The sequence below is a fragment of the Streptomyces canus genome (assembly GCF_041435015.1).
GTDB classification, from domain to species: Bacteria; Actinomycetota; Actinomycetes; order Streptomycetales; family Streptomycetaceae; genus Streptomyces; species Streptomyces canus_G.
The window spans coordinates 1-26,412 of sequence record NZ_CP107993.1 but is presented as its reverse complement, the minus strand read 5'-3'; the positions used below and the strand labels follow the sequence as shown (position 1 = coordinate 26,412).

25 protein-coding genes and 1 pseudogene are annotated in these 26,412 nt (G+C 68.7%); 5 read left to right on the top strand and 21 right to left on the bottom strand.

The annotated features are described in order from the left end of the window. Positions 1–14: 14 nt before the first annotated feature. Positions 15–269, top strand: a complete 255-nt coding sequence (locus tag OG841_RS48545; protein WP_365123868.1) for a hypothetical protein — start codon at positions 15–17, stop codon at positions 267–269. Positions 270–276: 7 nt separating this feature from the next. Here the strand turns inward: OG841_RS48545 and OG841_RS48540 are convergent, their stop codons facing one another. The 20 genes and pseudogenes from OG841_RS48540 to OG841_RS48445 all read right to left on the bottom strand — a co-directional run bounded on the left by OG841_RS48540 (position 277) and on the right by OG841_RS48445 (position 20,831). Then, entirely contained in the window at positions 277–552 is a 276-nt protein-coding gene (locus OG841_RS48540) for a hypothetical protein (protein WP_328643873.1), read from the bottom strand. A gap of 370 nt (positions 553–922) precedes the next feature. Further along, on the bottom strand, positions 923–1,327 hold the full coding sequence (locus tag OG841_RS48535; RefSeq protein WP_331722376.1) for a cobalamin B12-binding domain-containing protein: 405 nt from the start codon (positions 1,325–1,327) through the stop codon (positions 923–925). A gap of 40 nt (positions 1,328–1,367) precedes the next feature. Continuing rightward, complete coding sequence (locus OG841_RS48530; protein ID WP_331722375.1) at positions 1,368–2,954, bottom strand: acyl-CoA mutase large subunit family protein; 1,587 nt, start codon at positions 2,952–2,954, stop codon at positions 1,368–1,370. Positions 2,955–3,053: 99 nt separating this feature from the next. Then, positions 3,054–3,632 (bottom strand): TetR/AcrR family transcriptional regulator, encoded by a 579-nt coding sequence (locus OG841_RS48525; RefSeq protein WP_328643870.1) that lies wholly within the window; start codon positions 3,630–3,632, stop codon positions 3,054–3,056. A gap of 320 nt (positions 3,633–3,952) precedes the next feature. Further along, the gene (gene ahcY / locus OG841_RS48520) at positions 3,953–5,362 is read right to left on the bottom strand and encodes an adenosylhomocysteinase (protein WP_331722374.1); all 1,410 of its coding nucleotides are present in this window, start codon (positions 5,360–5,362) and stop codon (positions 3,953–3,955) included. Further along, positions 5,355–6,215, bottom strand: a complete 861-nt coding sequence (gene metF / locus OG841_RS48515; RefSeq protein WP_331722373.1) for a methylenetetrahydrofolate reductase [NAD(P)H] — start codon at positions 6,213–6,215, stop codon at positions 5,355–5,357. Before metF ends, ahcY begins: the two co-directional genes overlap by 8 nt. Continuing rightward, positions 6,212–9,688: a methionine synthase gene (gene metH / locus OG841_RS48510; protein ID WP_331722372.1), complete on the bottom strand. Its 3,477-nt coding sequence runs from the start codon at positions 9,686–9,688 to the stop codon at positions 6,212–6,214. The genes metF and metH overlap by 4 nt, the downstream gene beginning before the upstream one ends. Continuing rightward, a complete protein-coding gene (locus tag OG841_RS48505; protein WP_331722371.1) occupies positions 9,685–10,671 on the bottom strand; it encodes a carbohydrate kinase family protein in 987 nt (328 codons plus the stop codon). The genes metH and OG841_RS48505 overlap by 4 nt, the downstream gene beginning before the upstream one ends. A gap of 265 nt (positions 10,672–10,936) precedes the next feature. Further along, on the bottom strand, positions 10,937–11,122 hold the full coding sequence (locus OG841_RS48500) for a hypothetical protein (protein WP_328643865.1): 186 nt from the start codon (positions 11,120–11,122) through the stop codon (positions 10,937–10,939). 63 nt (positions 11,123–11,185) lie between these two features. Further along, positions 11,186–13,333 (bottom strand): condensation domain-containing protein, encoded by a 2,148-nt coding sequence (locus OG841_RS48495; protein WP_328643864.1) that lies wholly within the window; start codon positions 13,331–13,333, stop codon positions 11,186–11,188. Positions 13,334–13,380: 47 nt separating this feature from the next. Beyond that, positions 13,381–14,106 carry a response regulator transcription factor gene (locus OG841_RS48490; protein WP_328643863.1) on the bottom strand — a complete coding sequence of 242 codons (726 nt, stop codon included), beginning with the start codon at positions 14,104–14,106 and terminating at the stop codon, positions 13,381–13,383. Between the two features lie 44 nt (positions 14,107–14,150). Then, complete coding sequence (locus OG841_RS48485; RefSeq protein ID WP_331722368.1) at positions 14,151–14,942, bottom strand: acyltransferase domain-containing protein; 792 nt, start codon at positions 14,940–14,942, stop codon at positions 14,151–14,153. Positions 14,943–14,968: 26 nt separating this feature from the next. Next, positions 14,969–15,916 (bottom strand): SRPBCC family protein, encoded by a 948-nt coding sequence (locus tag OG841_RS48480; RefSeq protein ID WP_328643861.1) that lies wholly within the window; start codon positions 15,914–15,916, stop codon positions 14,969–14,971. Between the two features lie 193 nt (positions 15,917–16,109). After that, a complete protein-coding gene (locus OG841_RS48475; protein WP_328643860.1) occupies positions 16,110–16,931 on the bottom strand; it encodes an AfsR/SARP family transcriptional regulator in 822 nt (273 codons plus the stop codon). Positions 16,932–17,059: 128 nt separating this feature from the next. Next, on the bottom strand, positions 17,060–17,887 hold the full coding sequence (locus OG841_RS48470) for a 4'-phosphopantetheinyl transferase family protein (RefSeq protein WP_331722367.1): 828 nt from the start codon (positions 17,885–17,887) through the stop codon (positions 17,060–17,062). Continuing rightward, positions 17,884–18,258 carry a hypothetical protein gene (locus OG841_RS48465; protein WP_328643858.1) on the bottom strand — a complete coding sequence of 125 codons (375 nt, stop codon included), beginning with the start codon at positions 18,256–18,258 and terminating at the stop codon, positions 17,884–17,886. Before OG841_RS48465 ends, OG841_RS48470 begins: the two co-directional genes overlap by 4 nt. A gap of 172 nt (positions 18,259–18,430) precedes the next feature. After that, positions 18,431–19,243, bottom strand: coding sequence for an AfsR/SARP family transcriptional regulator (locus tag OG841_RS48460; protein ID WP_328643857.1), 813 nt, complete (start codon positions 19,241–19,243; stop codon positions 18,431–18,433). 200 nt (positions 19,244–19,443) lie between these two features. Continuing rightward, entirely contained in the window at positions 19,444–20,061 is a 618-nt protein-coding gene (locus tag OG841_RS48455; RefSeq protein WP_328643856.1) for a ScbR family autoregulator-binding transcription factor, read from the bottom strand. Between the two features lie 59 nt (positions 20,062–20,120). Further along, positions 20,121–20,459: pseudogene (locus OG841_RS48450) on the bottom strand (carboxyl transferase domain-containing protein); the annotation flags it as partial. Between the two features lie 159 nt (positions 20,460–20,618). Then, complete coding sequence (locus OG841_RS48445; RefSeq protein ID WP_371571432.1) at positions 20,619–20,831, bottom strand: acyl-CoA carboxylase epsilon subunit; 213 nt, start codon at positions 20,829–20,831, stop codon at positions 20,619–20,621. A 177-nt stretch (positions 20,832–21,008) separates the two neighbouring features. On the opposite strand from OG841_RS48445, the gene OG841_RS48440 reads away from it, so the two are divergent. Then, positions 21,009–22,943: a hypothetical protein gene (locus OG841_RS48440; protein WP_371571430.1), complete on the top strand. Its 1,935-nt coding sequence runs from the start codon at positions 21,009–21,011 to the stop codon at positions 22,941–22,943. A gap of 47 nt (positions 22,944–22,990) precedes the next feature. Here OG841_RS48440 and OG841_RS48435 read toward each other — a convergent pair whose 3' ends face one another. After that, complete coding sequence (locus tag OG841_RS48435; protein ID WP_328643853.1) at positions 22,991–23,173, bottom strand: DUF5302 domain-containing protein; 183 nt, start codon at positions 23,171–23,173, stop codon at positions 22,991–22,993. Positions 23,174–23,431: 258 nt separating this feature from the next. On the opposite strand from OG841_RS48435, the gene OG841_RS48430 reads away from it, so the two are divergent. From OG841_RS48430 to OG841_RS48420, 3 genes are all read left to right on the top strand, one after another. Continuing rightward, a complete protein-coding gene (locus tag OG841_RS48430) occupies positions 23,432–25,018 on the top strand; it encodes an MFS transporter (RefSeq protein ID WP_328643852.1) in 1,587 nt (528 codons plus the stop codon). Positions 25,019–25,023: 5 nt separating this feature from the next. Beyond that, the gene (locus tag OG841_RS48425) at positions 25,024–25,755 is read left to right on the top strand and encodes a TetR/AcrR family transcriptional regulator (protein WP_328643851.1); all 732 of its coding nucleotides are present in this window, start codon (positions 25,024–25,026) and stop codon (positions 25,753–25,755) included. Between the two features lie 393 nt (positions 25,756–26,148). Further along, the coding region (locus OG841_RS48420) for a beta-ketoacyl synthase N-terminal-like domain-containing protein (protein WP_331722365.1) at positions 26,149–26,412 on the top strand (264 nt) is incomplete at its 3' end.

Below are 26,412 nucleotides of genomic sequence, written 5' to 3'. Positions count from 1 at the left end.
GGGTATCGGCACTCATGTCCCTGCCCGACACCCACATACGCGCAGTCACCCAGCGGGCCGTCACCGCCGTCCGCGACACCGCCCTCACCCGCGGCGAAGCCGCCCGCACAGGACGCGGCACCATGGCGCAACTGTCCGGCTTCCGCACCGGCGACGCCCTCGCCTCAGCCATCCTCACCGCAGCAGCACCGCGGCGGACGGCACTCTGCGACCACCGCGTCCAACACGCCCTACCGGACGCCGCTCCTCGACGGGCACACGCTGCCTGATGCGGCACTAACACGAGGCGAAGTCGCAGCCAAAGTCCAGGAGGAAGAAGAAGTCAAGAACGGGCCACAGAACCGCAACTGCGACAAGACACACCGCCATCCAGCGCGACCGCTTGCGGCCCAGCTGCTGCAGGCGACCCTGGTCCTCGCCCTGCGCTACCGCTGGCTGCCTCCATTTGGCCGTCACCGACCAGATCACGAGCAGGACGATCCAGACAACAGCGTCAGCCTCACCGAACTTCTCACTGAGCTGATAAATGGTCTGGCCGGCGACGACGATCACGGGCCGAGTGTAGGTCCCTGTTCCCACCCCAAAGACATGCGGGCCCACTCCACGAGTACTGCGCTCCCAGCACACCGAGCACGAGGCGGACCGCTTCCTACGACCGGCGGACGGCGGACACCACACGGACCGCGACCAGCTCCCCGTCCGCTGCCCCACCGGGCGGAGTCACACGGCACAGGGCCCAGCACAGGCTGCGCCAAGTCCCCAGCAGGTAGACGTAATCCAGGCAGGCAGTCCCGCCCGCACTGCACCGACGGTGGCAGGACCCGCCCAACCCCACAGCTCAGAGCATTCCCCACACACCAACTACCCGCCCCCGGATCGACGGCATCACGTGATGAAACAGGGTGAAACGTCCGATCAGCGCTCAGGCGTGCTCCAGGACCCATGCTGTGATCTCGTGTGTGGGTGTGCCGGGGGTGAACAGGGCGGCCACCCCCATGTCCCGGAGGCTGAGGATGTCGGATGCGGGGATGATCCCCCCGCCGAACACGGTGATGTCGTCGGCGTCTTCTTCCTGGAGGATGGAGAGAACCTCGGCGAACATGGTCATGTGGGCTCCGGAGAGCACCGACAGGCCGATCGCGTCAGCGTCTTCCTGCAGTGCGGCGTCGGCTATCTGGCGTGGCGTCTGATGGAGTCCGGTGTAGATCACCTCGACGCCGGCGTCGCGGAGTGCGCGGGCGATGACCTTGGCGCCGCGGTCGTGGCCGTCCAGGCCCGGCTTCGCGATGACCACGCGGAGGGTGCCTTCTGTCCTGCTCACAGACATGGGGGGTCCTTGGGGCGGGGGGATGCGTGGGGACGGTCGGTCAGAAGGCGTCGGTGGGGACGTAGGTGCCCCAGACTTCCCGGAGTGCATGGCAGACCTCGCCGACCGTGGCGTGTGCCTTGAGGGCGTCCTTCATGGGATACAGCACGTTGTCCGTGCTGTCTGCTGCCTCCTTGAGGGCGGTGAGCGCCGCATCCACCGCCGACTGGTCGCGCTCGGCGCGCAGCTTCGCGAGGCGTTCGGCCTGCTGGGCCTCGATCACCGGGTCGACACGCAGCGGCTCGTAGGGTTCCTCGACGTCGATCGTGTACCGGTTGATACCCACGACGACGCGTTCGCCGCTGTCGGTCTCCTGAGCGATCCGGTACGCGGAGCGCTCGATCTCGGCCTTCTGGAAGCCGCGCTCGATCGCGTTGACCGCGCCGCCCATCTCCTCGACCCGGCCCATCAGCTTCAGGATCTCGGCCTCGACGTCGTCGGTCATCTTCTCGACGACGTACGAACCGGCGAACGGGTCGACGGTGGCGGTGACATCAGTCTCGTAGGCGAGGACCTGCTGGGTGCGCAGCGCCAGGCGGGCGGACTTGTCCGTCGGGAGCGCGATCGCCTCGTCAAAGGAATTCGTGTGGAGGGACTGCGTGCCGCCGAGGACGGCCGCGAGGCCCTGCACTGCGACACGGACGAGATTGACCTCGGGCTGCTGGGCCGTCAGCTGGACGCCCGCAGTCTGCGTGTGGAAGCGCAGCATCATCGACTTCGGGTTCTTCGCGCCGAACTCCTCCTTCATCAGGCGGGCCCAAATTCGCCTGGCCGCACGGAACTTGGCCACCTCTTCGAGGATCGTCGTACGGGCCACGAAGAAGAAGGAGAGCCGAGGCGCGAAGTCGTCCACGTCCATGCCGGCGGCGACCGCCGTGCGGACGTACTCGATCCCGTCGGCCAGAGTGAAGGCAATCTCCTGCGCGGGGGAGGCGCCCGCTTCGGCCATGTGGTAGCCGGAGATCGAGATCGTGTTCCACTTCGGGATCTCGGCCTTGCAGTACTTGAAGATGTCGGCGATCAGCCGGAGGGAGGGCTTCGGCGGGAAGATGTACGTCCCGCGCGCGATGTACTCCTTCAGCACGTCGTTCTGGATCGTGCCGGTGAGCTGGGAGGCCGGCACGCCCTGTTCCTCGCCGACCAGCTGGTACATGAGCAGCAGCAGGGCCGCCGGCGCATTGATCGTCATCGATGTCGAGACCTTGTCCAGCGGGATGCCGCCGAACAGCACCCGCATGTCCTCGACGGAGTCGATCGCCACGCCGACCTTGCCGACCTCGCCGTGCGCGATGAGGGCGTCGGAGTCGTGGCCCATCTGGGTCGGCAGGTCGAAGGCGACCGAGAGGCCCATCGTGCCGTTCGCGATGAGCTGCTTGTAGCGGGCGTTCGACTCCACCGCCGTGCCGAACCCCGCGTACTGCCGCATGGTCCAGGGGCGGCCCGTGTACATGGACGGGTAGACACCACGCGTGAAGGGGTACGCACCCGGATCGCCCAGCTTCTCGGCGGGATCCCACCGCTCCAACGCACCCGGCCCGTAAACCGGTTCGATGGGCAGCCCCGACTCTGCGGTTCTCTCGTTACTCATCGCTCCTGCTCCCCGGGCAAACGTGTACCGTCGCGTCGCACTGCGTTCAGCGTGGCCGTGTCCCCTCAAGCACCGCTCGGGTCCTGAGGCAGGGGCCCGTCAGGAGTCCTCGGACAGCAGGCGCTGGGCCAGCTCATCGAAGAGGTCCGTCCCGACGTAGGGGGCGAGGACTCCGGGCGCGGTGAGGTCGTCGAGGTTCATGCCGTGAACCGCGAGGTAGAGAAGGACGACGTCGATCCGGTCGCCGGGCAGGCCGGCGTCCATGTGGAAGCGGATGTTTTCCTCCAGCACGCTGCTGAAGATGTCGTTGAGCTGTTTGCCCAGTGCGGGGCGGCGGGTTCCTTCGAGACGGAGCTCCAGCATGGCGAGGTAGCAGCTGCGGTCGTCCTGCATCCGTTCGTGCACCTGTCGGAGCAGGAGTGCGACCAATGACCGGGAGGGCTCGGCACTCATGGTCCGGGCCAGTTGCTCCGGCTCGGGCGTGATCCGCTCGTGGGTGCGCTCCATGATCTGCAGCAGCAACTCGTCCCGGTTCCTGAAGTAGTTGGAGCACGTTCCGATGGGCACCTGTGCCTTGCCGTCGACCGCGCGGAGGGTCAGTCCTCGGGAGCCTTCACTGGCGAGGACGTCGATGGCCGCGTCGAGAAGCGCGGCGCGGCGCTCCGGGTTCTGTCGCATAGGAATCTCTCCGTCTAGACGTTGACACCACTTCAAATGAAGTACTACATTCAAAGCGCTTCACTGAAAGTACACCGCGGCGACCTACAGGAGTCAAAATGCGATCTCGTAGCTTCGAGCCCCACTCCTCCCTCCGGTTCAGGAACGGCGGCCGCCGCGGTCAGGGTTTCCCCCAGCCCAAGCCACAGTCCGTCCCGCGCTCCCGGCCGCTGCCCAAGCCCGGCCCGCGGCGGTAGTTCACCGCCCGCCAACCGGATGGCCGCCTCCCGAGGTACGGGGAGGCGGCCATCAGCATGAAGCCGTGCCGGGTGCCGTACGGCTCAGTAGCGGTAGTGGTCCGACTTGTACGGGCCCTCGACCTCGACGCCGATGTACGCGGCCTGCTCCGGGCGCAGCTGGGTCAGCTTCACGCCGAGCGCGTCCAGGTGGAGGCGGGCGACCTTCTCGTCGAGGTGCTTGGGCAGCACATAGACGTCGGTCGGGTACTCCGACTGCTTGGTGAACAGCTCGATCTGGGCCAGGGTCTGGTCCGCGAAGGAGTTGGACATCACGAACGACGGGTGGCCGGTGGCGTTGCCCAGATTCAGCAGACGGCCCTCGGACAGCACGATGAGCACCTTGCCGTCGGGGAACTTCCAGGTGTGGACCTGCGGCTTGACCTCGTCCTTGACGATGCCGGGGATCTTGGCGAGGCCGGCCATGTCGATCTCGTTGTCGAAGTGACCGATGTTGCCGACGATCGCCTGGTGCTTCATCCTGGCCATGTCCGAGGCCATGATGATGTCCTTGTTGCCCGTCGTGGTGACAAAGATGTCGGCCTTGTCGACGACCTCGTCCAGCGTCGTGACCTGGTAGCCGTCCATCGCCGCCTGCAGCGCGCAGATCGGGTCGATCTCGGTGACGATGACGCGGGCGCCCTGGCCGCGCAGGGACTCCGCGCAACCCTTGCCCACGTCGCCGTAGCCCAGGACGACCGCGGTCTTGCCGCCGATGAGGACGTCGGTGGCGCGGTTGATGCCGTCGATCAGGGAGTGGCGGCAGCCGTACTTGTTGTCGAACTTCGACTTGGTGACCGCGTCGTTCACGTTGATCGCCGGGAACAGCAGGACACCGTCGCGCTGCATCTCGTACAGGCGGTGGACGCCGGTCGTGGTCTCCTCGGTCACCCCGCGGATCTCCGAGGCGAGGGCAGCCCAGTCGAGGGAACTCGTCCTCAACAGGGAATGTACGACGGCGAGTTCCTCGTTGTCGGCGGGAGGGAGTTCGCCGCTCTTCTGGTACTCGACGCCCTTGTGGACGAGGAGGGTGGCGTCACCGCCGTCGTCCAGGATCATGTTCGGGCCCGCGTGGTCCGGCCAGGTCAGCGCCTGCTCCGTGCACCACCAGTACTCCTCCAGCGTCTCGCCCTTCCACGCGAAGACCGGGATGCCGACGGCGGCGATCGCGGCGGCCGCGTGGTCCTGGGTGGAGAAGATGTTGCAGGACGCCCAGCGGACCTCGGCGCCCAGGGCGACGAGGGTCTCGATGAGGACGGCGGTCTGCACGGTCATGTGCAGGGAGCCGGTGACGCGGGCGCCGGCCAGCGGCTGCGTCTCGGCGTACTCCTTGCGGATCGACATCAGGCCGGGCATCTCGTGCTCGGCGAGGGTGATCTCCTTGCGGCCGAAGTCGGCCAGCGAGATGTCGGCGACCTTGAAGTCGGTGAAGCCGGTGGCAGTGCCGTCAGACATGGTCAACGCTCCTTGCGCTCATGATGGTTCGGTGGATTTCCAGGGCCGCCGTCGACTTGTTCAACGTGATGTAGTGCAGACCCGGCGCGCCTTCGTCAAGCAGCCGCAGGCCCATCGCGGTCGCGCGCTCGACCCCGACCCGGTAGGCCGCTGCCGGGTCGTCCTTGGCCGCCTCCAGGCTGTGTGCCAGGTCCTCGGGGAACGCGGCGTCGCTCAGCTCCGCGAAGCGCCGGATCTGGCGCGCGTCGGTCGCCGGCATGATCTCCGGGATGATCGGGGTGTCGCAGCCGGCGGCCGCGACCCGGTCCCTCAGCCTCAGGTAGTCCTCCGGATCGAAGAACATCTGCGTGATGGCGTAATCTGCCCCTGCCCGGCACTTCGCCACGAAATGCGCCAGGTCGCTCTCGGAATCCGGCGACCTCGGATGCCCCTCCGGGAAGGCTGCCACCCCGATCCTGAACTCGCCCAACAACCTGACGAGTTCTACGAGTTCGTACGCATAGGAGAAGCCCTTCGGGTGGGCTTTCCAGGCGCCGCGCGGGTCGCCCGGCGGGTCGCCAAGCAGCACCAGCACGTCCCGGACCCCCGCATCCGCATAAGCACCGATGATCGCCCGCAACTCCGCTACCGAATGCCCCACCGCCGTCAGATGCGCGACCGGCCGCAGCGTTGTCTCGGCCGCGATGCGCTTCGTGACACGGATCGTCCGGTCGCGGGACGAGCCGCCCGCGCCGTACGTCACCGACACGAAGTCCGGCGACAGTGCTTCGACCCGCCGGATCGCGTCCCACAGGCTTCGCTCACCCCCGTTCGTCTTCGGCGGAAAGAACTCGAACGAGAAAGTGGGACTCACAGGCGTCGGCCTCCCGCGTTGAAGTAACTCGCCTGCGGGTGATGGACCACGATCGCGTCCGTCGTCTGCTCGGGATGCAACTGGTACTCCTCCGACAGCTCCACCCCGATCCGCTCCGGCCGCAACAACGCCACGATCTTCGCGCGGTCCTCCAGATCCGGACACGCCGGATATCCCAGCGAATAGCGGCAGCCCTGGTACTCGGTGCGCAGCATCCCCTCGATCCCGGACGGCTCCGAGGCTCCCGCGATGCCCCACTCGGCACGCACCCGGGCGTGCCAGTACTCGGCCAGTGCCTCCGCCAGCTGGACGGACAGGCCGTGCAGTTCGAGGTAGTCGCGGTAGGCGTCGGCGGCGAACAGCTTCGCCGTCTCCTCACCGATCCGGGAACCGACGGTGACCACCTGCAGAGCCACGGCGTCGATCTCGCCGGAGTCCTCCGCACGATGGAAATCGGCCAGACAGAGACGGCGGCCCCGCTGCTGGCGGGGGAAGGAGAAGCGGGTCCGCTCGCCTCCGGCCGCATCCAGGACGATCAGATCGTCGCCCTTGGACACGCAGGGGAACCAGCCGTAGACCACGGCCGCTTCGAGGAGATGCTCCCTCTGCAGACGGTCGAGCCAGACCCGCAACCGCGGCCGGCCCTCCGCCTCGATCGTCTCCGCGTCCTTCAGCCCCCATTGGCCCTTGAACAGGGCGGTCTCGTCGAGCCAGGACGCGTAGTCCCTCAACGGGATCCCCTTGACTACGCGGGTGCCCCAGAACGGCGGGGTCGGCACCGGGTTGTCGGCGGCGACGTCGGAGCGGCCGAGCTGCTCCGGCTCCACGCGCGCCGGCGCGTACGTCCGGGCAGCGACCCGACGCTGTTTCAGCGCGGGCAGTGTCGCGCCCGGGACCCCGCGCTTGATTGCGATGAGGGCGTCCATGAGGCGTAGGCCCTCGAAGGCGTCGCGGGCGTAGCGGACCTCGCCCTGGTAGATCTCGTGCAGGTCCTGTTCGACGTAGGCCCGGGTCAGCGCGGCTCCGCCCAGGATGACCGGGAAGTCGGCGGCCATGCCGCGCTGGTTGAGCTCCTCCAGGTTCTCCTTCATGATCACCGTGGACTTGACCAGGAGCCCGGACATGCCGATGACGTCGGCGCGGTGCTCGGCGGCGGCGTCCAGGATCGCGGAGACCGGCTGCTTGATGCCGAGGTTGATCACGTTGTAGCCGTTGTTGGACAAGATGATGTCCACGAGGTTCTTACCGATGTCGTGAACGTCGCCGCGGACCGTGGCGAGCACGATGGTGCCCTTGCCGGCCTCGTCGCCCTCGACCTTCTCCATATGCGGTTCCAGATAGGCCACCGCGGTCTTCATCACCTCGGCGGACTGCAGGACGAACGGCAGCTGCATCTGGCCGGAGCCGAACAGCTCACCGACGACCTTCATGCCGTCCAGGAGGGTGTCGTTGACGATGTCGAGAGCGGGGCGCGTCTGGAGGGCCTCGTCGAGATCGGCCTCCAGGCCCATCTTCTCGCCGTCGATGATGCGCCGCTTGAGACGCTCGTCCAGGGGCAGAGCCGCCAGTTCCTCGGCGCGGCCCGCCTTCAGGGACTTGGTGGTGGCGCCCTCGAACAGCGCCATCAGCTTCTGGAGCGGGTCGTAACCCTCGGCGCGACGGTCATAGATGAGGTCGAGGGCCGTCTGGACCTCTTCCTCGCTGAAGCGGGCGATGGGCAGGATCTTCGACGCGTGCACGATCGCCGAGTCCAGGCCCGCCTTGACACACTCATCGAGGAAGACCGAGTTGAGCAGGACACGGGCGGCCGGGTTGAGACCGAAGGAGATGTTGGACAGACCCAGCGTGGTCTGAACCTCCGGGTGGCGGCGCTTGAGCTCACCGATCGCCTCGATGGTGGCGATGCCGTCCTTGCGGGACTCCTCCTGTCCGGTACAGATGGTGAAGGTCAGGGCGTCGATGAGGATGTCCGACTCGTGGATACCCCAGTTGCCGGTCAGGTCCTCGATGAGCCGTTCGGCGATGGCGACCTTGTGCTCCGGGGTGCGGGCCTGGCCCTCCTCGTCGATCGTCAGCGCGATCAGTGCGGCACCGTGCTCCTGGGCGAGCTGGGTGACCTTCGCGAAACGGGACTCCGGGCCGTCGCCGTCCTCGTAGTTGACGGAGTTGATGACCGCGCGGCCGCCGAGCTTTTCCAGACCGGCCCGGATGACGGGAACCTCGGTGGAGTCCAGGACGATCGGCAGCGTGGAAGCGGTGGCGAAACGGCCCGCCAGCTCCCTCATGTCCGCCACACCGTCACGCCCGACATAGTCCACGCAGAGATCCAGCATGTGGGCGCCCTCACGGATCTGCTCACGGGCCATCTCCACACAGTCGTCCCAGCGGGCCTCCAGCATGGCCTCACGGAACTTCTTCGAGCCGTTGGCATTCGTCCGCTCACCGATCGCCAGGTAGGAGGTGTCCTGACGGAACGGGACCGTCTGGTAGAGGGAAGCGGCACCGGGCTCGGGCTGCGGGCTGCGCTCGCAAGGCGTGAGCCCACGGACCCGCTCGACGACCTGGCGCAGGTGCTCCGGTGTCGTACCGCAGCAGCCGCCGATCAGGGACAGGCCGTAGTCACGGACGAAGTTCTCCTGGGCATCGGCCAGGCCCTCGGGATCCAGCGGAAAGTGCGCCCCGTCCTTCGTGAGGATCGGCAGACCCGCGTTCGGCATGCACAGCAGCGGGATACGGGAATGCCGGGCAAGGTAACGCAGATGCTCGCTCATCTCGGCCGGCCCGGTCGAACAGTTCAGGCCGATCATGTCGATGCCGAGCGGCTCCAGCGCGGTCAGCGCCGCGCCGATCTCGGAACCCAGCAGCATCGTGCCGGTCGTCTCGAACGCCATCGAGACCACCAGCGGCACATCGGCGCCGGTCGCCTCCAGCGCACGACGGGCACCCAGCACCGACGCCTTCGTCTGAAGCAGGTCCTGCGTGGTCTCCACGATCAGAGCGTCGGCGCCGCCGGCGAGCAGCCCCTCCACGTTGGCCTGATAACCATCGCGGATCGTGGCGTAATCGATGTGGCCCAGGGTGGGCAGCTTGGTACCGGGCCCCACCGAACCCAAAACCCAGCGCTGGCGGCCGTCACGGGCGGCGTACTCGTCGGCCGCCTCACGGGCAATCCGGGCACCCGCCTCGGACAGCTCGTGCACACGATCGGCGATGTCGTACTCCGACGCGGCCGTGTGATTGGACCCGAAGGTGTTGGTCTCCACGCAGTCGACGCCCACCGCGAAGTACGCGTCATGGACGGAACGCACGATGTCCGGGCGCGTCACATTGAGAATCTCGTTGCAACCCTCGAGATTCTCGAAGTCCTCGAGCGTGGGGTCCTGCGCCTGCAGCATGGTGCCCATCGCTCCGTCGGCGACCACCACCCTGGTGGCAAGGGCCTTACGGAGTTCGTGGGCTCGCGTGTTTCTCACGCCCGCCGTCCCACGGCTGAAGCGAGCCGGTCCGCGGCGTCCTGGCCGTACGCGCGGGCGGCCGTCGCCAGCAGGTCCGCCGGGGTGAGGTGGTAAGACTGGGAGCCGACGACCGAGAGCGCCGCGCAGGCGACGACGCAGCCCAACCGCGCTGCCGATTCGGTGGGGAGGCCGCGCGCGATCCCGGTCAGGAAGCCGGCCCTGAAGGCGTCGCCCACGCCGGTCGGATCGACGACGGGCGTGTCGGGCACCGCGGGCACGGTGAGTGAGGGCCGTCCAGCGCGGTCGACGCGTACTCCGACGGGGCCCAGTGTGGTCACCCACGTGCCCACCTTGCTCAGCAGGTGGTCACGGTCCCACTGGGTGCGTTCCAGGAGCAGGGCCGCCTCGTACTGGTTGGTGAAGAGCCAGCAGGCGCCGTCCACCAACTCCCGCGCCTGCTCCCCGTCGAGCCGCGCGAGCTGCTGCGAGGGGTCGGCGGCGAAGGGAAGGCCGAGCCGTCGGCAGTCCTGGGTGTGCCGCACCATGGCCTCGGGCGTGTTGGGGCAGATGAGGACGAGGTCGGGCCGCACCTGGGGCATGCCGGCCAGCAGCGTCAGGTCGATGTCGGCGGCCTCTTCCATGGCCCCGGCGTAGAAGGCCGCGATCTGGTTGGCGTCCTGGTCGGTGATGCACATGAAGCGAGCCATCTGTCGCTGGGGGGAGACGCGTACTGTGCTGGTGTCGACGCCGTGCTCCTTCAGCCACACCTCGTACTCGGCGAAGTCGCTTCCCACGGCGCCGACCAGCTGCGGGCCAAGCCCGAGGCTGCCGAGTCCGAAGGCGATGTTGGCCGCTACTCCGCCTCGGCGCACCTCGAGCCCGTCGACGAGGAAGGACAGTGAGAGGTGAGCGAGTTGGTCGGGAATCAGTTGATCGGCGAACCGGCCGGGGAAGACCATGAGATGGTCTGCCGCGATGGAACCGGTGACAGCGATGCGCACGTCGGGTCTCCTCTGCAGCACGCCTGTCGGAAGTACCACGGCCGGAAGAGGGGCTGCGGTCCTGATGTCCGAGCTCTCGGATGCCTGGCGTCGGTGGGGTGGTTGCGACGGCCACCTTGACTGCGTTCGCTTGAGCATCGATGGACCGTCCGTACAACCCACCGGTCGTGTGACGTCCGCTGCCGTGCGCGCCCAAAAGCCCCGCCTCGACCGGTGGTCGAGGCGGGGCTTTTGGGCGGAGCGGCCGCGATGCCTTGTGGGCGATTCAGCCTGTCCTGCGTCGGGAGAAGTTCCGCTGGCCGCCCGCCCGGCTGACCTGGCTCTTCACCCGGTTTTGGCCGTCGTTGCGGGCGCCAGGCTGCTTCGACAGGCGTCCCTTCTTCTCCATCGCCTCTGTGAAACGGCGCCTGGCTTCGAGCGCAGCCTCATTCGACTCGGGCGTTTCGGTCATGTACGCCTCCTGGGAAATCGACGACACAACCAGCGTCGTACCGCTCGCTGGAGAAGCGGTCGATCATTCCTCGAGCCGGGCTCCGGCCGTCGTCTCGATGGCGTGTGCGAGGGCGCGGTCGCCGTCCTCGCCCTCGGCGCCGCCGAGCACGACGGGCGGGGGTGGCGTGCGGCTCTCCGTCGCGAGGAGCCGGGCGATCTCGTAGGCCATGACTCCGGCACCCGAGAAGCCTCCGATGACGAGTTTTCCGCCGGGGTCGAGTACGGACCGCAGTGACGATGCGCACCGGAGGGCGTCCTGCGGAGCCGCCCGCAGGAACATCAGTGCCTGCGGCCCCTCGTACTGGCGCACCAGCCCGGTATGGAAGGAGTCCGGCGCCCCGGGGGCGGCCACGAGGCAGACCGTTCCGGCGCCGGGCACCATCGCGTCCCGCAGATCGACGAGAGGACCGGCGTGACCGCGGCCCTGCACGGCCGGGCGAACCCGGGGCAACGCCACGTCGTCCAGGCTGTCCAGTACCTCTGCCACGGTCGTCGTCTCGTCGGCCGTGAGGGGGAGTTCGCGCAGCAGCCGGGCGCTGTGGGTCAGCAGCGGTGTGGCGTACGCGTCCGTCACCCGTGCCCGGTCGTACAGCAGTGTCAGTACCGTGCCGCCCTGGTCGTCGTGCTGGCCGATCACGGTGAGCGGGGACGAGGTCGTGGCCCAGACCGTGTCGGGGCGCTCGATGCCGATGCCGTGCGCGGCGAGTTCCGGGGCGAGAGTGTCCAGGTGACGCAGCCGTCCTTCGAAGGCCACCGTGCTCTCGTGCAGCGCGGTGGCGCGCTCGGCGGGGGACGTCCGGCCGAAGGGGTCGAGGAGTCGGCCGGGGGCGACCCATTCGTAGCAGGACATGTCGATGGCGCGGTCGCCGAGAGCGCGCACGAGGCGGGGCACGGTCCCGCGGGGGTCGACCTCCACGACCATCGGCAGGGCGTTGCTGAACGGGCCCGGCACCCGGGCGGCGTCGTCGAAGGCGATGCCACGGCCGGAGACAGCGATGTTGAAGCCGACGCGGCGGGAGGCGGCCGAGCCTTCGGGGCCGGTGGACACCCCGTGGAGGATGATGGCCCAGACAGCCTGCAGGGCACTGCTCTCGGTGCTGCCCCAGCGGGCCGCCCAGGCGACCAGCCGTCGGGTCTCTTCGGGGGTCAGCCGGGAATGGAGGCGTCCCGTGTCGGGGCCGGGTGTGGGGTGGAACAGGCTCGTGGCCGTCGCGTCGGCGTCGGCGTCGGGGAGCCAGAACTCCCGAGCCGGGGCGAGGTCCCTCGCGTTCAGCCAGCGGCCGTAGTCGCGCAGGTCCGGCCGCCGTTCCCCGCCGGGCAGTGGGGTGCCGGCGAGGTAGGCCCGGTAGAACTCCCGCAGTAGGAGGTACACGCTCCAGCGGTCGAGGAGCGCGCGGTGGTAGGTCACCAGGACGTCGGTGTAAGGCGGGGGGCCCGTGGGCTTGGTGCCCTCGCCGCTGAGCAGGGCGACACGGAGGAGTCCTGGCCGACGCAGGTCGAAGCCCCGGCGGCGCTCGTGCTCCATGAGCGCTGAACGGTCGGCGAAGGAGCCATGGGGGTGTCCGACGACCTCGGGAGCGGTCCGCCGGTGCAGCACGACTCTGGGCTGCGGGTCCCAGACGAACGCCGCGCGCAGGAGGGACTCGCTGTCGAAGACGGACTGCCAGGCGTCGGTGAACCGTCGGAGGTCCAGGGGACCGTGCCAGCGCCAGGAGAGCTGCTCGACGTGGTGGAAGGGATGTCTGAGGGCGTCCGTCAGCAGTTCGTGCTGGAGAGAAGTGACGGCGAAGCTCTCCAGGGGCACGGTTGCCGGGCGCGCGCCGCCGAAACCGGTGCGCGGGGGCGGAGGGGTGCGGGTGAGCAGGTCGGCGAGGAGGCCGGCCGGGTGCGGTCCGGACGCAGTGGGCGTCTCGGCGAATCGGACCGTGTGGTGGTTGGGGCTGTGGTGGACGAGCCGGAAGCGTGCGCTGCAGGCGTCCTTTGAGGTGCCCGGTTCGGCGCGGGGACCGTTGACCCGGTGGAACGCGGCTTCGAGGATGTGGGTGTCCAGGGGGCCGTGGATGTCCAGCACGGGAGGGGAGCCGGGCGGCCCGTCACCGCTGACGACGACGGTCGTCTGCGCGTTCTGAGCCGAGAGCGCGACATCGTCGCCGTGCTTCCCAGATGTCATCGGTGGTCCCCTTCCCCCTCTTCTCGTCCCGCGCCGGGCACTCGCGCTCAGCAAGGGTGGCGCATCCCGGTCTCGTAGGCGTAGATGGCGGCGTGTACACGGTTGCGCAGCCGCAGTTTGTTCATGAGGTTCTGCACGTGGGTCTTGACGGTGTGTTCGGAGAGGCTGAGAGAGCGGGCGATCTCGCCGTTGGACATGCCGCCGGCGAGGAGGTCCAGGACCTCGCTCTCCCGCCTCGTGAGGTGCTCGGGGCTGACCTGCGAGACCTGCGAGCGAGCGGATGCCCGATGGGGCAGCGGTTTCTGTCCCCGGGTCAGGGTGTAGCCGGCGGCGGCGAGGACGACGGCGGCCGCGAGCTGTCCGGGCGTCGCCGTGGCGGGCAGGTGGCTGTGGGCCCAGGCGGTGGCCGGTTCGGGGGACGGTCCACCGATGGTGATCAGCGGGATGGTGTCACCCGGGTGGGGAACGGGGACGTCCTTCGGTGCGAAGCCGGGTCGGCCGTGGACGACGATGACGTCGGGCCCCGGTTCGCGGGGCGGGCACACGCCGTGCTGTGGGGCGCCGACGTCGCTCACGACGTGGACTTCGGGCCGTCCTTCGAGGAGCGCCCTGATGCCGGCCCGTGCGAGCGGGTCGCCGCCCATGACCCCCACCCTCACGACTCCGTCGGTCGTTGGGCCGGGCTCCGCCGCAGTGGCGCGGGCGCCGTCGGGGGCCGGGCGGTGCGGGGTGCGGGGGCCGGGGAGCACGTGCAGGGTGGCTCGCTTCTCCAAGGCTTCCTCCTCGCAGTCCCGCTCTCCGCCGTGGCCGACACGGGTCAGAGTAGGGGCGTGAGGGGGGCTGCCCCGGATTCCTCGAGCTGTTCTGGACAGATTCCCGAACGGGGTGCCCGCGCGTCACTCGGGAGAGGATGGGGGTACCCCGTTTGTCCGGCGGTGTGGGTGCCGAGCAGCTCATCCCAGTCGACCGGGCTACCGGACAGATGGAGGGCATCCAGCATCGCCGAGAGGGCGGGCAGGTCGCCGGGAGCGGCGGTCGTTCCCGTGGCCCCGCATCTCAGGATGCGCCGGAACCCGGCGGCACGCAGCGTCCGTGCGGCGTCCGGCGGTCCCTCGGCACGAGGGCGCAGGAGCAGACAGGAGCAGGCCTCCCGCGCGGTGACGAGGCGGACGGCGTCCCTCAGGCTCAGTGCGCCCGCGACGTGCGCGGCCGAGAGCTCGCCGATGCCGTGGCCCGCCACGGCGCCGAGTTCCATGCCCCAGGTCTGCCAGAGCCGGAAGAGCGCGACTTGGTGGGCGAACAGGGCGATTCTGCCGTAGCGCGGCTCTTTCAGGAGTACGGAGTCGACGCCTCCTTCGGGTGCGAACACGACCGCCACCAGGGGAACCGGCGTCGTTCCGTCGACCATGTCGCCCAGTGCGTCGAAGGCGGAGCGGAACGCGGGGAAGGTCCCGTACAGCGCACGCGTGTCGGCGAGTGCCTCGCCGTTCCAGTCGGTGAACACCACAGCCAGTTGCCGGGAGGTCCGGGCACCGGTGCCGGATGCGGCCTCCGGGGTGCCGTCGCACGACATCAGCAGCGGCTGCGGGGCGGGCGGATGATGGACCATGCGGGGCCTCCTCCGTCGTGTTCTCGTCACAGCACGCGGATCGCGGTCTCCGCGTGACGTCTGGCCAGGTTGAGCGTCGCCGTACTGGTGCGGCCGATCGCCTCACGTACGTACCGACGTGCGCCCGCCGTGTCGACGCCCTTGCCCAGGACGCGCCGGATGTTCTCCTCGCGCAGGACGACGCTGTGCTGGGCCAGGACGGTCACGCCGTGGACGTCGGGGACGAGTGACCATTCCCCGGTGTGGGCGGACAGCAGCTCGGTGGGGGTCGTCCGGGTGAAGACGATGCGTCCCGCGTGGGGGAAGCAGACGCGTACCGCGCCGGTGGTGCGCGTTCGTCCCTCGACGATGGTGTCCATGGACACCATCTGGACTCCCGGCTGGTCCTCCACCACGTTGACCCGGGATACATGGGGCAGCAGTTCGGGCCAGTCCCCCACCCGGTAGAGGAAGTCGTACACCAGCTCGGCCGGGCCCTTGACTCGGACAGAGTCCTCGAAAGTGAGGAGGAGTTCCTCCAGATCGTCCCAGCGTTCCGCGAGCGCGCGGACTCCCTCCAGCTCGTGACGGACCTCGGCATCCGTGGTGTGGCGCGGTGCCGGGGTGCGGGCGTCGTCGGCGAGGCAGGTCTCCCGGCGCAGGGTGAGTCGGGTCCGGTCGGGGCTCAGGGCTTTCATGTCCCAGGACTCTGTCGTGCCCGCGGTGGGGGCCGCGGGTGCCTGATGGACGCTCTCCACGCGCCGCAGATCTGCGGAGAAGTGGCGGCGCGTGATCCAGGACCGGACCTCGCCGTCGACGAGGCCCCAGATCCGCAGACGTTCGTGAGAGCCGTCGAACTCCAGCTGTTCCACGTGGACGGTACTCGGGGAGTACCGCGACTGGTGGGCGCTGTCGGCGATCAGCCCGGAGACGACTCCAGCCGGGGCATTGATCTCTACTTCGTACTGGGTACGGTGCGTTCGCTCGGCAGGCATCTCTCGGCACCCTCTCTGCGGGAGGTGAAGGCCCGTGATCCGGACTGGGTGTGACAAGCGGTCGGCCGGGATCGGCGTTTCCGTCTTGACGGTGTCCTGAATCGCTTGAAGGCCGGACGAGTGCCTCTCGAGAGATGCTGGGGAGGGATGCTGCTCCGGGCGGCGGGCGCGTGGCCGCCCGCCGCCCGGAGCGTCAGGCGGCGAAGAGGTTGAAGGTGGACATTCCCTTCGGTGCCCCGACCGCGTCGAGCTCCGGGTCGACGGTGAGCATGGCCTGGTGGAGCCGCTGGAGCTGCGGTGAGGGCTCGACGCCGAGCTCGTCCCGGAGCCTGGACCGCAGCTTGCGATACGCCTCCAGTGCCGCGGCCTGCCGGCCGGAGCGGTACAGAGCCACGATGAGCTGGGAGTGGAGGCTCTCGTGGAGAACGTGCCGGGCCGTCAGGTCGGTGAGTTCCGCGATGAGTTCGGCATGGCGGCCGAGCCGTAGGTCGGCGTCGATGCGGCGCTCGACGGTGGCGAGGCGGCTCTCTTCAAGGCGCATGACCTCGATCTCCAGTACGGGGCCTGTGCGCACGTCGACGAGGGCCGATCCGTTCCAGAGGGTCAGCGCCTTCCGGAATCGCTCAGCCGCGGTCTCGTTGTCGCCCGCCTCGAACGCCGCTTGGCCTTCGGCCACTGTGAGCTCGTACTCGTGCACGTCGATGCAGGCGCCCTCGACCTGGAGCAGATAGCCGCCGTGACGGGTGGCAAGGACATCCTTGACCCCGCTGGGGGCGTCGGGTCCCATCGCGGTGCCAAGACGCCTGCGGAGTTGGAGGATGTAGGTCTGCAGGGTGGTGAGGGCGCTCTGCGGCGGCTCCATCCCCCAGATCTCCTCCATGAGGGTCTTCACGGGTATGACCCGCCCCGGGTAGAGCGCCAGCAGAGACAGAATCTGGCGGGGCTTGCCAGCGGTTGGAACGATCGAGACCCCATTGACCTCGGCGTTCAGCGGACCCAGAACCTGAATCCTCACAGTCTCCCCCAGTCCTCTTGAAACGTTGCTCGACAAGCGCGATTGCGCCACTCGGCACGCTAGCGGGGCGGGGACCGCACGAACGTTTTCCTCCAGGGGTCCTCCAGCGGTTCTCGAATCCCGTGGGCTCATCGCGAGAGGGTGACTTCGACTCCTCCGCCCAGCGCACGGGGCAGTTCGATCCGTCGCGGCTCCGTTCGGCTCCAGGGGAAACCGTGGTGCAGAGGGAGCGCGGCGTCCCGCTCGTCGTCGGCGCCGACCGCGACTGCGGCCAGCACGTCGGGGACTGGTTCCAGCTCGGCGAAGCGCCACCGGCCCTCCCGGTCGTCCCCGGGCGGGGAGAAGCCCGTCACGCCGCGGTCGTCGGCGAGGGTGAAGGAGAAGGTGTCGAAGGGCAGCGCGAGGCCCAGTCCGCGTGCCTTGGCGTACGCCTCCTTCAGCGTCCACAGCCGGATGACCCGGCGCCTGCGCGGCATGCCCTGCTCTGCCTCGGCCACCCATGCCTGTTCGGTACGCGTGAAGGTCCGGGTGATGGTACGCAGTGCGCGGCCGTCCCGGTCGAGCCGCTCGACGTCGACTCCGATGGGGCTTCCGTGTGCGATGCCGAGCAGGTTGCAGCCGTTGGTGTGCGACAGGTTGAAGTCCAGTCCGGGCCCACCGCAGGGCAGTCCGCCGGCCGGCACCCGGAGGAAAGGGCGGCCCCTCGACGAGCGCCGGATGACCAGCTCGGACTCGGGGAGCCCGACGTCGAGGGCCAGCACACGGCGTAGGAACGTGTGGGCGACCAGGTACTGCCGGCGGTCGCGTTCGAAGAGGAACCCGTTCGCGGTCTCCCGTTCATACACGTCGAGCCACTGGGGTGCGAGCGTGGCGGTGAGATCGGGCGGGAGGTCGTCGTTGGCACAGAACCACAGGGTGGGCTGCTTTTCCTCGTGCTGCCTCGTTCCCGTGCTCACGGGGTGGCGACCGCCGGGCGCACCGCCTCGTCCGGCAACGACGCATGGTCGCGCGCCGTGTCCGGGCGGGTGGTCCGGTGGGTCTCCTGGGCCGGGCCGCGGAAGGCGATGCAGGCAGCCATGGGCGAGAGGCGGGACTGGTCGTGGACGATGACGGCGCCCTCGTCGAGTCCGTGGAGCCTGTTGAGGGCGGCCAAGTCCGCGCCGAGGACGGAGTCGAGCCACAGCAGCGGGAAGGGAACTCGCGCGTTGGTCTCCTGTGGCTCGCGGCGCGAGGTCTCGGCGAGGCACTCTTGCGGGCTGCCGACGATGTCCGGTACGTCCGCCCCGAGTGCGGCGGAAGGCGGCGTATTGCGCAAGTTGGTGAACACAGGCCGTCTCTCTCCGTGCGAACGGCGGTCCCTGCCTGCCGTTTCCGGAGATTCTCGGCTGGCGGGCGCAGGCGGCGCATCGCCGTCGGTGGTGAATCCGGGAGGAGTGCCGGCACCGGGGAGGGATGCCGCGCGACGGTTCCCTACGGAAAAAGAGTGAGTTGTCGCGCGGTCAGGCGCTCAGGACCGGGGCCATGTCCTGATGGGTGGCGGTGTCGGTACCAGCCATGAGGAGGGAGCGCTGCAGCCGTTGGAGGTAGCTGGAGGGCTCCAGGCCGAGGTCGCGGACGAGTCGGGCCCGGAGCTGCTGGTAGACGTTGAGTGCCTCGCTGCGCCGACCGGAGCGGTACAGCGCGAGCATGAACTGGGCGTGGAGGTTCTCGTGCGTGCGGTAGCGGTTGACCAGCACTGTCAGTTCCGACAGCAGTTCGCGGTGGCGCCCGAGCCGCAGATCGACCTCGATCCGCTGGTCCAGGGCGCACAGCCGGCTCTCGTCCAGTCGCTTGACCGCCACCTCCAGGCGGGCTCCGGTGCGCACGTCTGCGAACGCGTCACCCGTCCACAGGTCAAGCGCCTGCCGGAGCAGCCGGGACGCCCCCTGGTAGTCCTCGGCGTCCGCTGCCCGGTATCCGCGGCCTGCCAGCAGTTCGAAGTCGCGCACGTCGCAGGAACCGTCACCGCCCACCAGGAGATAGCCGCCCGGTGACGTCACCAGGACGTCCTTGGCCTCCCGGGCCGGGCCGTCCGCCGTGGCCAGGGCCGCTCCCATCAACTCGCGCAGCTGGAGCACGTACGTCTGGAGGGTCGTCCGCGCGGTGCGCGGCGGCCTCGCTCCCCAGAGCTCCTCGATCAGTGCCTCGACCGAGACCACCTGGTCGACGTGCAGGGCCAGCAGCGCCAGTACCTGACGGGGCTTCGGCGCGGTCGGTGTCACCGACTTGCCGTGCGCGCTCACGGCAAGCCCTCCCAGCACCGCGATATCCATCGCGACTCCCCTCATCGACGACCGCAACACTGGGACGATTAAAAAACAGTACGAGCGGTTTGTCAATCTGTTCGAGTCAGGGAGTCACATTAGATCAACCTGCCGCGATATTGCAGCAAATGTCCCTTTAATCGATTGCGCTCCACCTCGCGCCCCCGAAAAGTAACAAGGCGATCATGCTGTTTTTGGCGAGAACCTCGCTACGCTCCGCCCACACGGTCCGCCGCCGCCAGACTGGGCAGCATCACGCCCCAGAACCGGTCCGCCGTGGCCGGGTCCAGCCACTCGGGAGCATCCACCCTCATGGCCTCGAACCCCACGGTCGCCGCCACCACCGTGAGCGCCGCGTCCGCGCCGACGACTCCTTCGGCGAGCTCTCCCCTGCGCCCCGCCTCGTCGAACACCCCCTCGACCCAGCGCCTCCACTGATCCCGCAGACCCCCGCCCTCACCGGGCCGCAGCGCACCCCGCTCGCCGAGCCCGAACCCGGCCCGGACCAGCGGGTCGTCGCGGAGGCGCAGCAGCAGCCGGTGCGTGGCCTCGATCAGACGCTGCAGGGGATGGACGCACTTGCAGCCGTCCGGGTCGTCGCCCTGACCACAGATTTGCTCCCGGAGGATCCGGCCAGCCTCCCGCTCGACGGCAAGGGCCAGTTGGACCTTGCTCTCGAAGTGGAAGTGCAGCGCCCCGGTACTCACTCCTGCCGTCCTGCTGATGGAGGTCAGCGACGCCTGGACGAACCCCTCCCGGGCGAACACCTCGGCGGCCGCCTGGACCAGCGCCTGTCGGGTGCGTACCGCGCGATCCTGCTTGGCCATCTGGACTCTCCTCGATGCGGGGCCGCCGGAGTCCGGCCGGCTTCCCTGTTCTCATACGGTTACTGGGGCGGGTTGCCGCGCTTGCGGGACGGCAGGCCGGCGTGCTTGGTGCGGGGCATCGCGAGGGACCGGATGGGCACCATGCGGGCGCGCATGGCTTTCGGGTCCTGGGCGTCGGCGGTCTGCTTGCGGCAGATCGCGTCGGCGGCGCCTTCGGCGCCCGCCACCGCGATTTCGTTCGCGAGGCCGGCAATGTGCCGGATGGTTCCACCGTTCTCCTGGACGACGCCGGGGAAGAAGCCGGGGACATCCGGCAGGGTGGTGATCGGGGTGTCGAAGGCGTCGCGGATCTGCGCGAAGCGTGCGGCCTTCCCGGAGGCCTCGATGTCCAGGACACCCCGGCGCCACGGGCATCAGTGGGCCCGGCCCCCTTCGGAGCCGAGGCGCTCTTCGCCATGACAGGTTCCTTCCTGCAGCACGACCAGATGCCCGGCTCCGACGCTGTGCACGCAACACTTTAACGAACCGCTCGTTCGGTTTCTACTCGTCGGATAACGTCATCGCCAACTGTGCGGAGCCCTGTAGAGCGAGGACTGCCGCCAGGGCGCCCGGTCGGCCGGCCGCCGACCCATCACACCGCCCACCGCCGCACCCTTCGCAGCGCCGTCCCGCAGAACGCGCAATGCGATGACCAGAGCGGCAAGTTCGCCCTCGTTGAAATGTCCTCGCACGATACGTACGAAGACATCGGCGTCGCCGGGACTACTCATGCTCACCTCCTCGGTTCGGGGTCACTGTCGGGCACGACTCTGGAGGATCCATCTCGTTGAACCGAGAGGCGCCCTAGAGTCTCGGTTGAAAATAAACCGGCCAGTTCGTACTGTTCGATGTCACCAGCAGTCGTCACATGGCTCGACAGATACGGGGGAAACCGCGCCATGGCTCCGATGAACAGTCCATGGCCCTGGTCCGGTCCTGCCGGAACCGGCGCCGACTCGCCCCGCCCGGCCGCCCCCGCCGCTCTGCGGCTCGGGGAGCGGATGCGCGAGCGGCTCGAGGCGGCCGTGCGCGCACTGCTCGACGATCCGGCCCTGGTGAGGCTGCCCGACGTGGCGCGCTTGGCCGCCGTCGTCCTGATGGCGAAGGCCTCCGTCCACACCTCCCGCACGTCCATCTGGGCTGCCGAGCTGGCCCGCTGGCTGGGCGTCTCCGAGTCGACGATCGACCATGCCGCGCTGCCCGCCCTCAGAGCTTCGGGCGCGCTCAAGTCCCGTGCGGTGACGGGCCCCGACGGACTGGTCACCGGACTGGATTGTGTCGTCATGCCGCTGTGGCGCGCGAAGCGGTCGGGTGACCACACGCAGCCGCTGGCGCTGTCGCAGAAGGAACTCGCCACGCTGCTCAGGCTGCTGGAGGCACTCTTCGGTCCGGGCTGGGCCCCGGCCGGCAAGGACGCCACGCTCCCCGGTCTGCTCGCGGGACGGCGGGCGAGGGGCGCGGCCACGGACCGGCTTGCGCTGCTCCTGTTGACCCTTCGGTCCCGAGGCAACGGCCGGGTCCGGCTGGTGGGCGGCCGCGTGGAGAGCGGGCGGGGCCGCTCGGGAGCGACGCTGGCCGGGCTGCTCGGTTGCTCGGTCTCCGGTGCGAGCAAGGTTCTGACCCGCCTCCAGGACCTCGGGGTCGTCGTGACCCGGCGTCTTCGGCACAAGGCGGGCCACTTCGGCAAGACGCTGCTGCTCGTCCCGGCGGTGGCCGCCGCCCACGGCGCCCGCGGGGGCGACGCGCCCGGCCTGGTCGGCGAGGCGTCCTGTGAGGTCCGCGAGCCGAACACGACCGACACGCCATCCCACAGGAGGTACGGCCCCGGTGCGGTCTCCCAGCGCCCCGATACTGCCCTCGGGGGAAGAGCCGGGTCGCCCGGGCTCCGTTCCCCCGATGCGTCAAGGGGCTCGGCGGCTCCGGCGGCGGACCGGGCCGATTTCACGGAACGCCCCGCTGCTGCACCGCACCACACAGGACACTCTCTTGTGGGCCGGCCCAAGGGTCACCCCGCGATGGAGAACCGGAACCGTCCTTTCGTACCCGCCGGAGGCGCACTACCGGTAGTAGGGGCGAGAGCGAAGCACCGCGCTTCGGAGCGGGAGGTCCCGCCGACGGACGGTTCCGCTCCCGTCGCGCCGCCGTCGGCAAGCGGCGGGAGTCGCCGGCATCCGCGGCAGGTCGTGGGCACGAGGCTGTACTCCGTGCTGGAGCCCGTGCACTGGCTCCTGGACCAGGTGGAGAGCGGCTTCGTCCTGCGGGCCATCGCCCGGATGGTCCAACGCGAGCTGGACCTGGGCATGTCCGAGGACCGGCTTCGGCACCGCCTCACGGAGCGCTTCGCGGGCACCTTGGTCTCCGACATCCGGGACCCCGGCCGCTGGCTGCTGGGTGTCGGCCTGCCGCGCTGGGGCTGTGGGCACTTCACCTGTGAGGCCGGAACCATGTGGCCCCGTCTGAAGCCGTGTGAACTGTGTGCCGAGGTGGTCGCCGACCGCCGCGCCGAGAAGGCTTCCGGGACCCGACCCGCGACGGTGATCCGGCCCGCGACGGTTCCGCTCGCCGAAGCGCCGCGGTGTAGCCCGCGGGCTTCGTGCACCACCTGTGGCTGCGTCATCCGGTTGGTGGGCCCCGCGCTGAACGACGGGCTCTGCAAGCCCTGCCGGACGGACGGCACGTCGGGCGCCGCGGCACAGGCACCGGTTCCCCCGCTCGCGCCGAGGTTCTGTCAGGGCTGGGCGGGGAAACCCTGTCCACGTCCGGCATTACGGAACCGGGCGGTCTGCCTGCGGCACCTCTCCCGGGAACTGGAAAAGGAGGCGGGTTCCGCACATCGCGGCTGAGCCGTCGAAGGTACGGAACCCGCCCCGTCGTCCCTGACTGTGACGGTTCACCCGGTCTTGCGGCGGAAGAACCTCTTGTTGCCCGCGGGACCGCTCATGCTCTTGATCTTCAGGCGGCCTTCCTCGTGAGCAACCCTCTCCTGCCGGGCGCGTTCCTTTCGCTGGAGAGCCTGCTTCATCTTCTCCTTCTGGTCCTGCTCAGAATTGTTCTGCTCGGGTACCGCAGTCATCCATGCCTCCCAGGCGATAGGGGGAATTGGTCAGGGCGCCATGTCAATCTTCTGTCACCGTTCGACGATCACCAGGAATGACTTCTCACGATTCTCCTGAACCTCGCTCGAAAGGGACTTGAGAACGACTCAAGCCGTGTCGACATGACCTTTCGGGGCGGCCCAGACTTGGTAATCGAGATTGCGGAACCGACCCCGCTCCCTTACGGTGTACCGTGCTAGCTTACAACGTACGACGAGGACTGCAAGGGAGATTCCATGACTGCGAACTCAGATCACGTACAGACCGAGGCCACGGTGCCCGAAGCCGCAGGGCCTCCACCCCATCCGCGGCGCTGGCTGATCCTCAGCACCCTGTGCCTCGCGGTGATGCTGGTGCTGCTGGACAACACGGTCCTGACGGTGGCCATCCCGTCGATGACCGAGTCCTTGAACGCGAGCACGTCCTCGATCCAGTGGGTCATGAACAGCTACACCCTGGTGCTGGCCGGCCTGCTGATGACCACGGGCTCACTCTCCGACCGCATCGGACGCAAGAAGGCGCTCCTCACCGGCGTGGCGCTGTTCACCCTCGGCTCCTTCGTCGCGTCGATGTCCGACAGCACGACGCAGCTCATCCTGAGCCGGGTCGGCATGGGTATCGGAGCCGCGCTGTTGATGCCCAGCACCCTCGCCGTCCTGCTGCAGGTCTTCGACGAGAAGGAGCGGCCCAAAGCCATCGCGGCCTGGACCGGTGTCGCCGCGGGCTCGATCGCACTCGGACCCGTGCTGGGCGGCTTCCTGCTCAACCACTTCTGGTGGGGCTCGGTGCTGCTGATCAACGTTCCGGTGGGTGTGATCGCCCTGGTCACAATGATCTTCCTGATCCCCGAGTCGCGTGACCCCAAGGTCCGCAAGCCCGACGTGCCCGGCGTCCTGCTCTCCACCGTGATGGCCGTCGGCACCGTCTACGCCGTCATCTCCGTGCCCGAGCACGGCTGGTCCTCTGCCGACGTGCTGGTTCCGCTGGCGATCGGTGTCGCCGCCCTCGCCGGGTTCGTGTACTGGGAGCGCACCTGTGACGACCCCATGCTCGACGTGACCCTCTTCCGCAACCCGGTGTTCAGCGGCGCGGTCGGCAGTGCTTCCCTGACCTCCGTCGCGATGGCCGGCTCGCTGTTCCTCTTCACCCAGTACCTGCAGTTCGTCCTCGACTACACCCCCCTCCAGGCCGGCCTGGGCGTCATTCCCATGGCTCTCGCGCTGCTTGTGCTGACGCCGTTCAGCCCGAAGATCAGCGCCAAGATCGGCACGCCCGCGACCCTTGCCACCGGCCTGGGCGTCATGGGCCTCGGACTGGTCACCCTGAGCTTCATCGCCGCAGACTCGAGCTTCGCGCTGCCGCTGGCCGGCCTGGCTCTCATGGGTGCCGGCGTGGGTATCGCCCTCCCCGCCTCCTCCAACGCGATGATGGGTGCCATCCCCCTGGAGCGCGCGGGTATGGCCTCCGGCCTGAATTCCACGATGCAGGAGCTCGGCAGCGCTCTCGGTGTGGCCGTGCTCGGCAGCCTCGCCGCGGCACAGTTCGCCTCGCAGGTGCCCTCTGTCATCCCCGCGGACGCGAGGAATTCGGTCGGCGAGTCCCTGGGCATCGCGGCCCGGACGAGCGATGCCGCACAGGCCGTGGAACAGGTGCGCGAGGCGTTCGTCTCCGGTGTCTCCCTGAGCCTGAAGTTCGGCGCCGTCGCCGCCTTCGCCGCGGGCGCGGTCGCCTGGGTACTGCTGCGCAGGAACGCCGCGCAGGCCACCGTCCTGGAAGCGGGGACCACCGCTGAGCAGGCCCAGGAGCATGCGAGCGTATCGTGACCGTCATGGCGCAAAGCAAGGGGACACCGCGTCTGGACAGCATCTGGCTCTCCGGCGTGGCCCCCCAACCCCCGAGTGCACAGAGCCCCCTGAGCCGCCACCAGGTCGTCGCGACGGCCATCCGGCTGCTCGACCAGGAGGGTCTTGGCGCTCTGTCGATGAGGCGATTGGCGGCGGATGTCGGCGTCGCGGCAATGTCCCTCTACTGGCACGTCCCCACCAAGGACGCGCTCCTCGAGTTCGTGATGGACGAAACGCTCGGCGACCTGGACGTGTCGGTCGATCCCGACGCCGAGTGGGGTTCGCAGGCAGAGCACATCGCGCAGGACCTGCGACGGATCATCCGTGAACACCCGTGGATGAGCCAGCTCGCGCAGAGCTACGCCATGGTCGGCCCGAACGCCCTGGCCATGTTCGAAACGCTCATCACCCTGGCCGAGAAGGGCGGGTTCCGCCCGCCCGCTGCCTACCGCGCCGTGGGCACCCTCGTGAACTTCGTTCTGGGCTTCGCCGCCGACGAGGTGAAGTGGATCATTAAGATGCGTGAGTCCGGCCTGAAGCCCGACGACGTCAAGGCCATGTGGCTGCCGCCGATGCTGGACGCACTCGGGAACAACTACCCACGCATGCGGGTCAACCTCGAGGCCGGCGAGGCCCGCGAATGGGACGACCACTTCGCGTTCGGCCTCAGCTGCATGATCGACGGAATGAGAGTCCGGGCCGACGGCAACGGATGAGTGGTCGAGAACCGCTCAAGAAAACCACTGTCAAGCATTTCTTGAGCGAATCTCGAACCCCGTCGCGAAATGGACATCACGCCCCATCGCATCCCGCAGAACAGCGGTTTCTCCCCAAGCAAGCGTTGACGGCGAGCCGCGTCCTCTGTCACACTGTTCCGGCGGGCGTACTGTGTCCAAAACCTGACGCCCAGACTTTCCGGGCCTACGTGAATTGAATTCAGCGCCCGAAGCCTTGAAGGCCTCTGAGTACCCAAGAGAGTCGCATTCCGAGCCGCATCGCCCCTCGCGATGCGGCTCTCTTGCGTTTGCCGAGCGCGCCGATCCCTGCTCGGGAATCGACATTCCAGTATCTACGCCACGCCGTAGGAAAAAGTGACGGAGTCGAGTCGAATGACGGATGTGAACAGGCCCGGGAACGAGGACCGCCTGCGCCGCGCGATGGCAGCAGTGCTGCAGCTACAGCAGCGCAACGCCGAGCTCGAGGAGCAGCGGACGGAGCCGATCGCGATCGTGTCGATGGCCTGTCGCTTCCCCGGCGAGATCGCCAGCCCCGAGGAGTACTGGGACCTCCTGAGCGAGGGCCGAGACGCGATCGGAAGGCTGCCCGCCCGCTGGGACGACCTCGACCTCTACGACCCGACTCCGCAGTCCCCG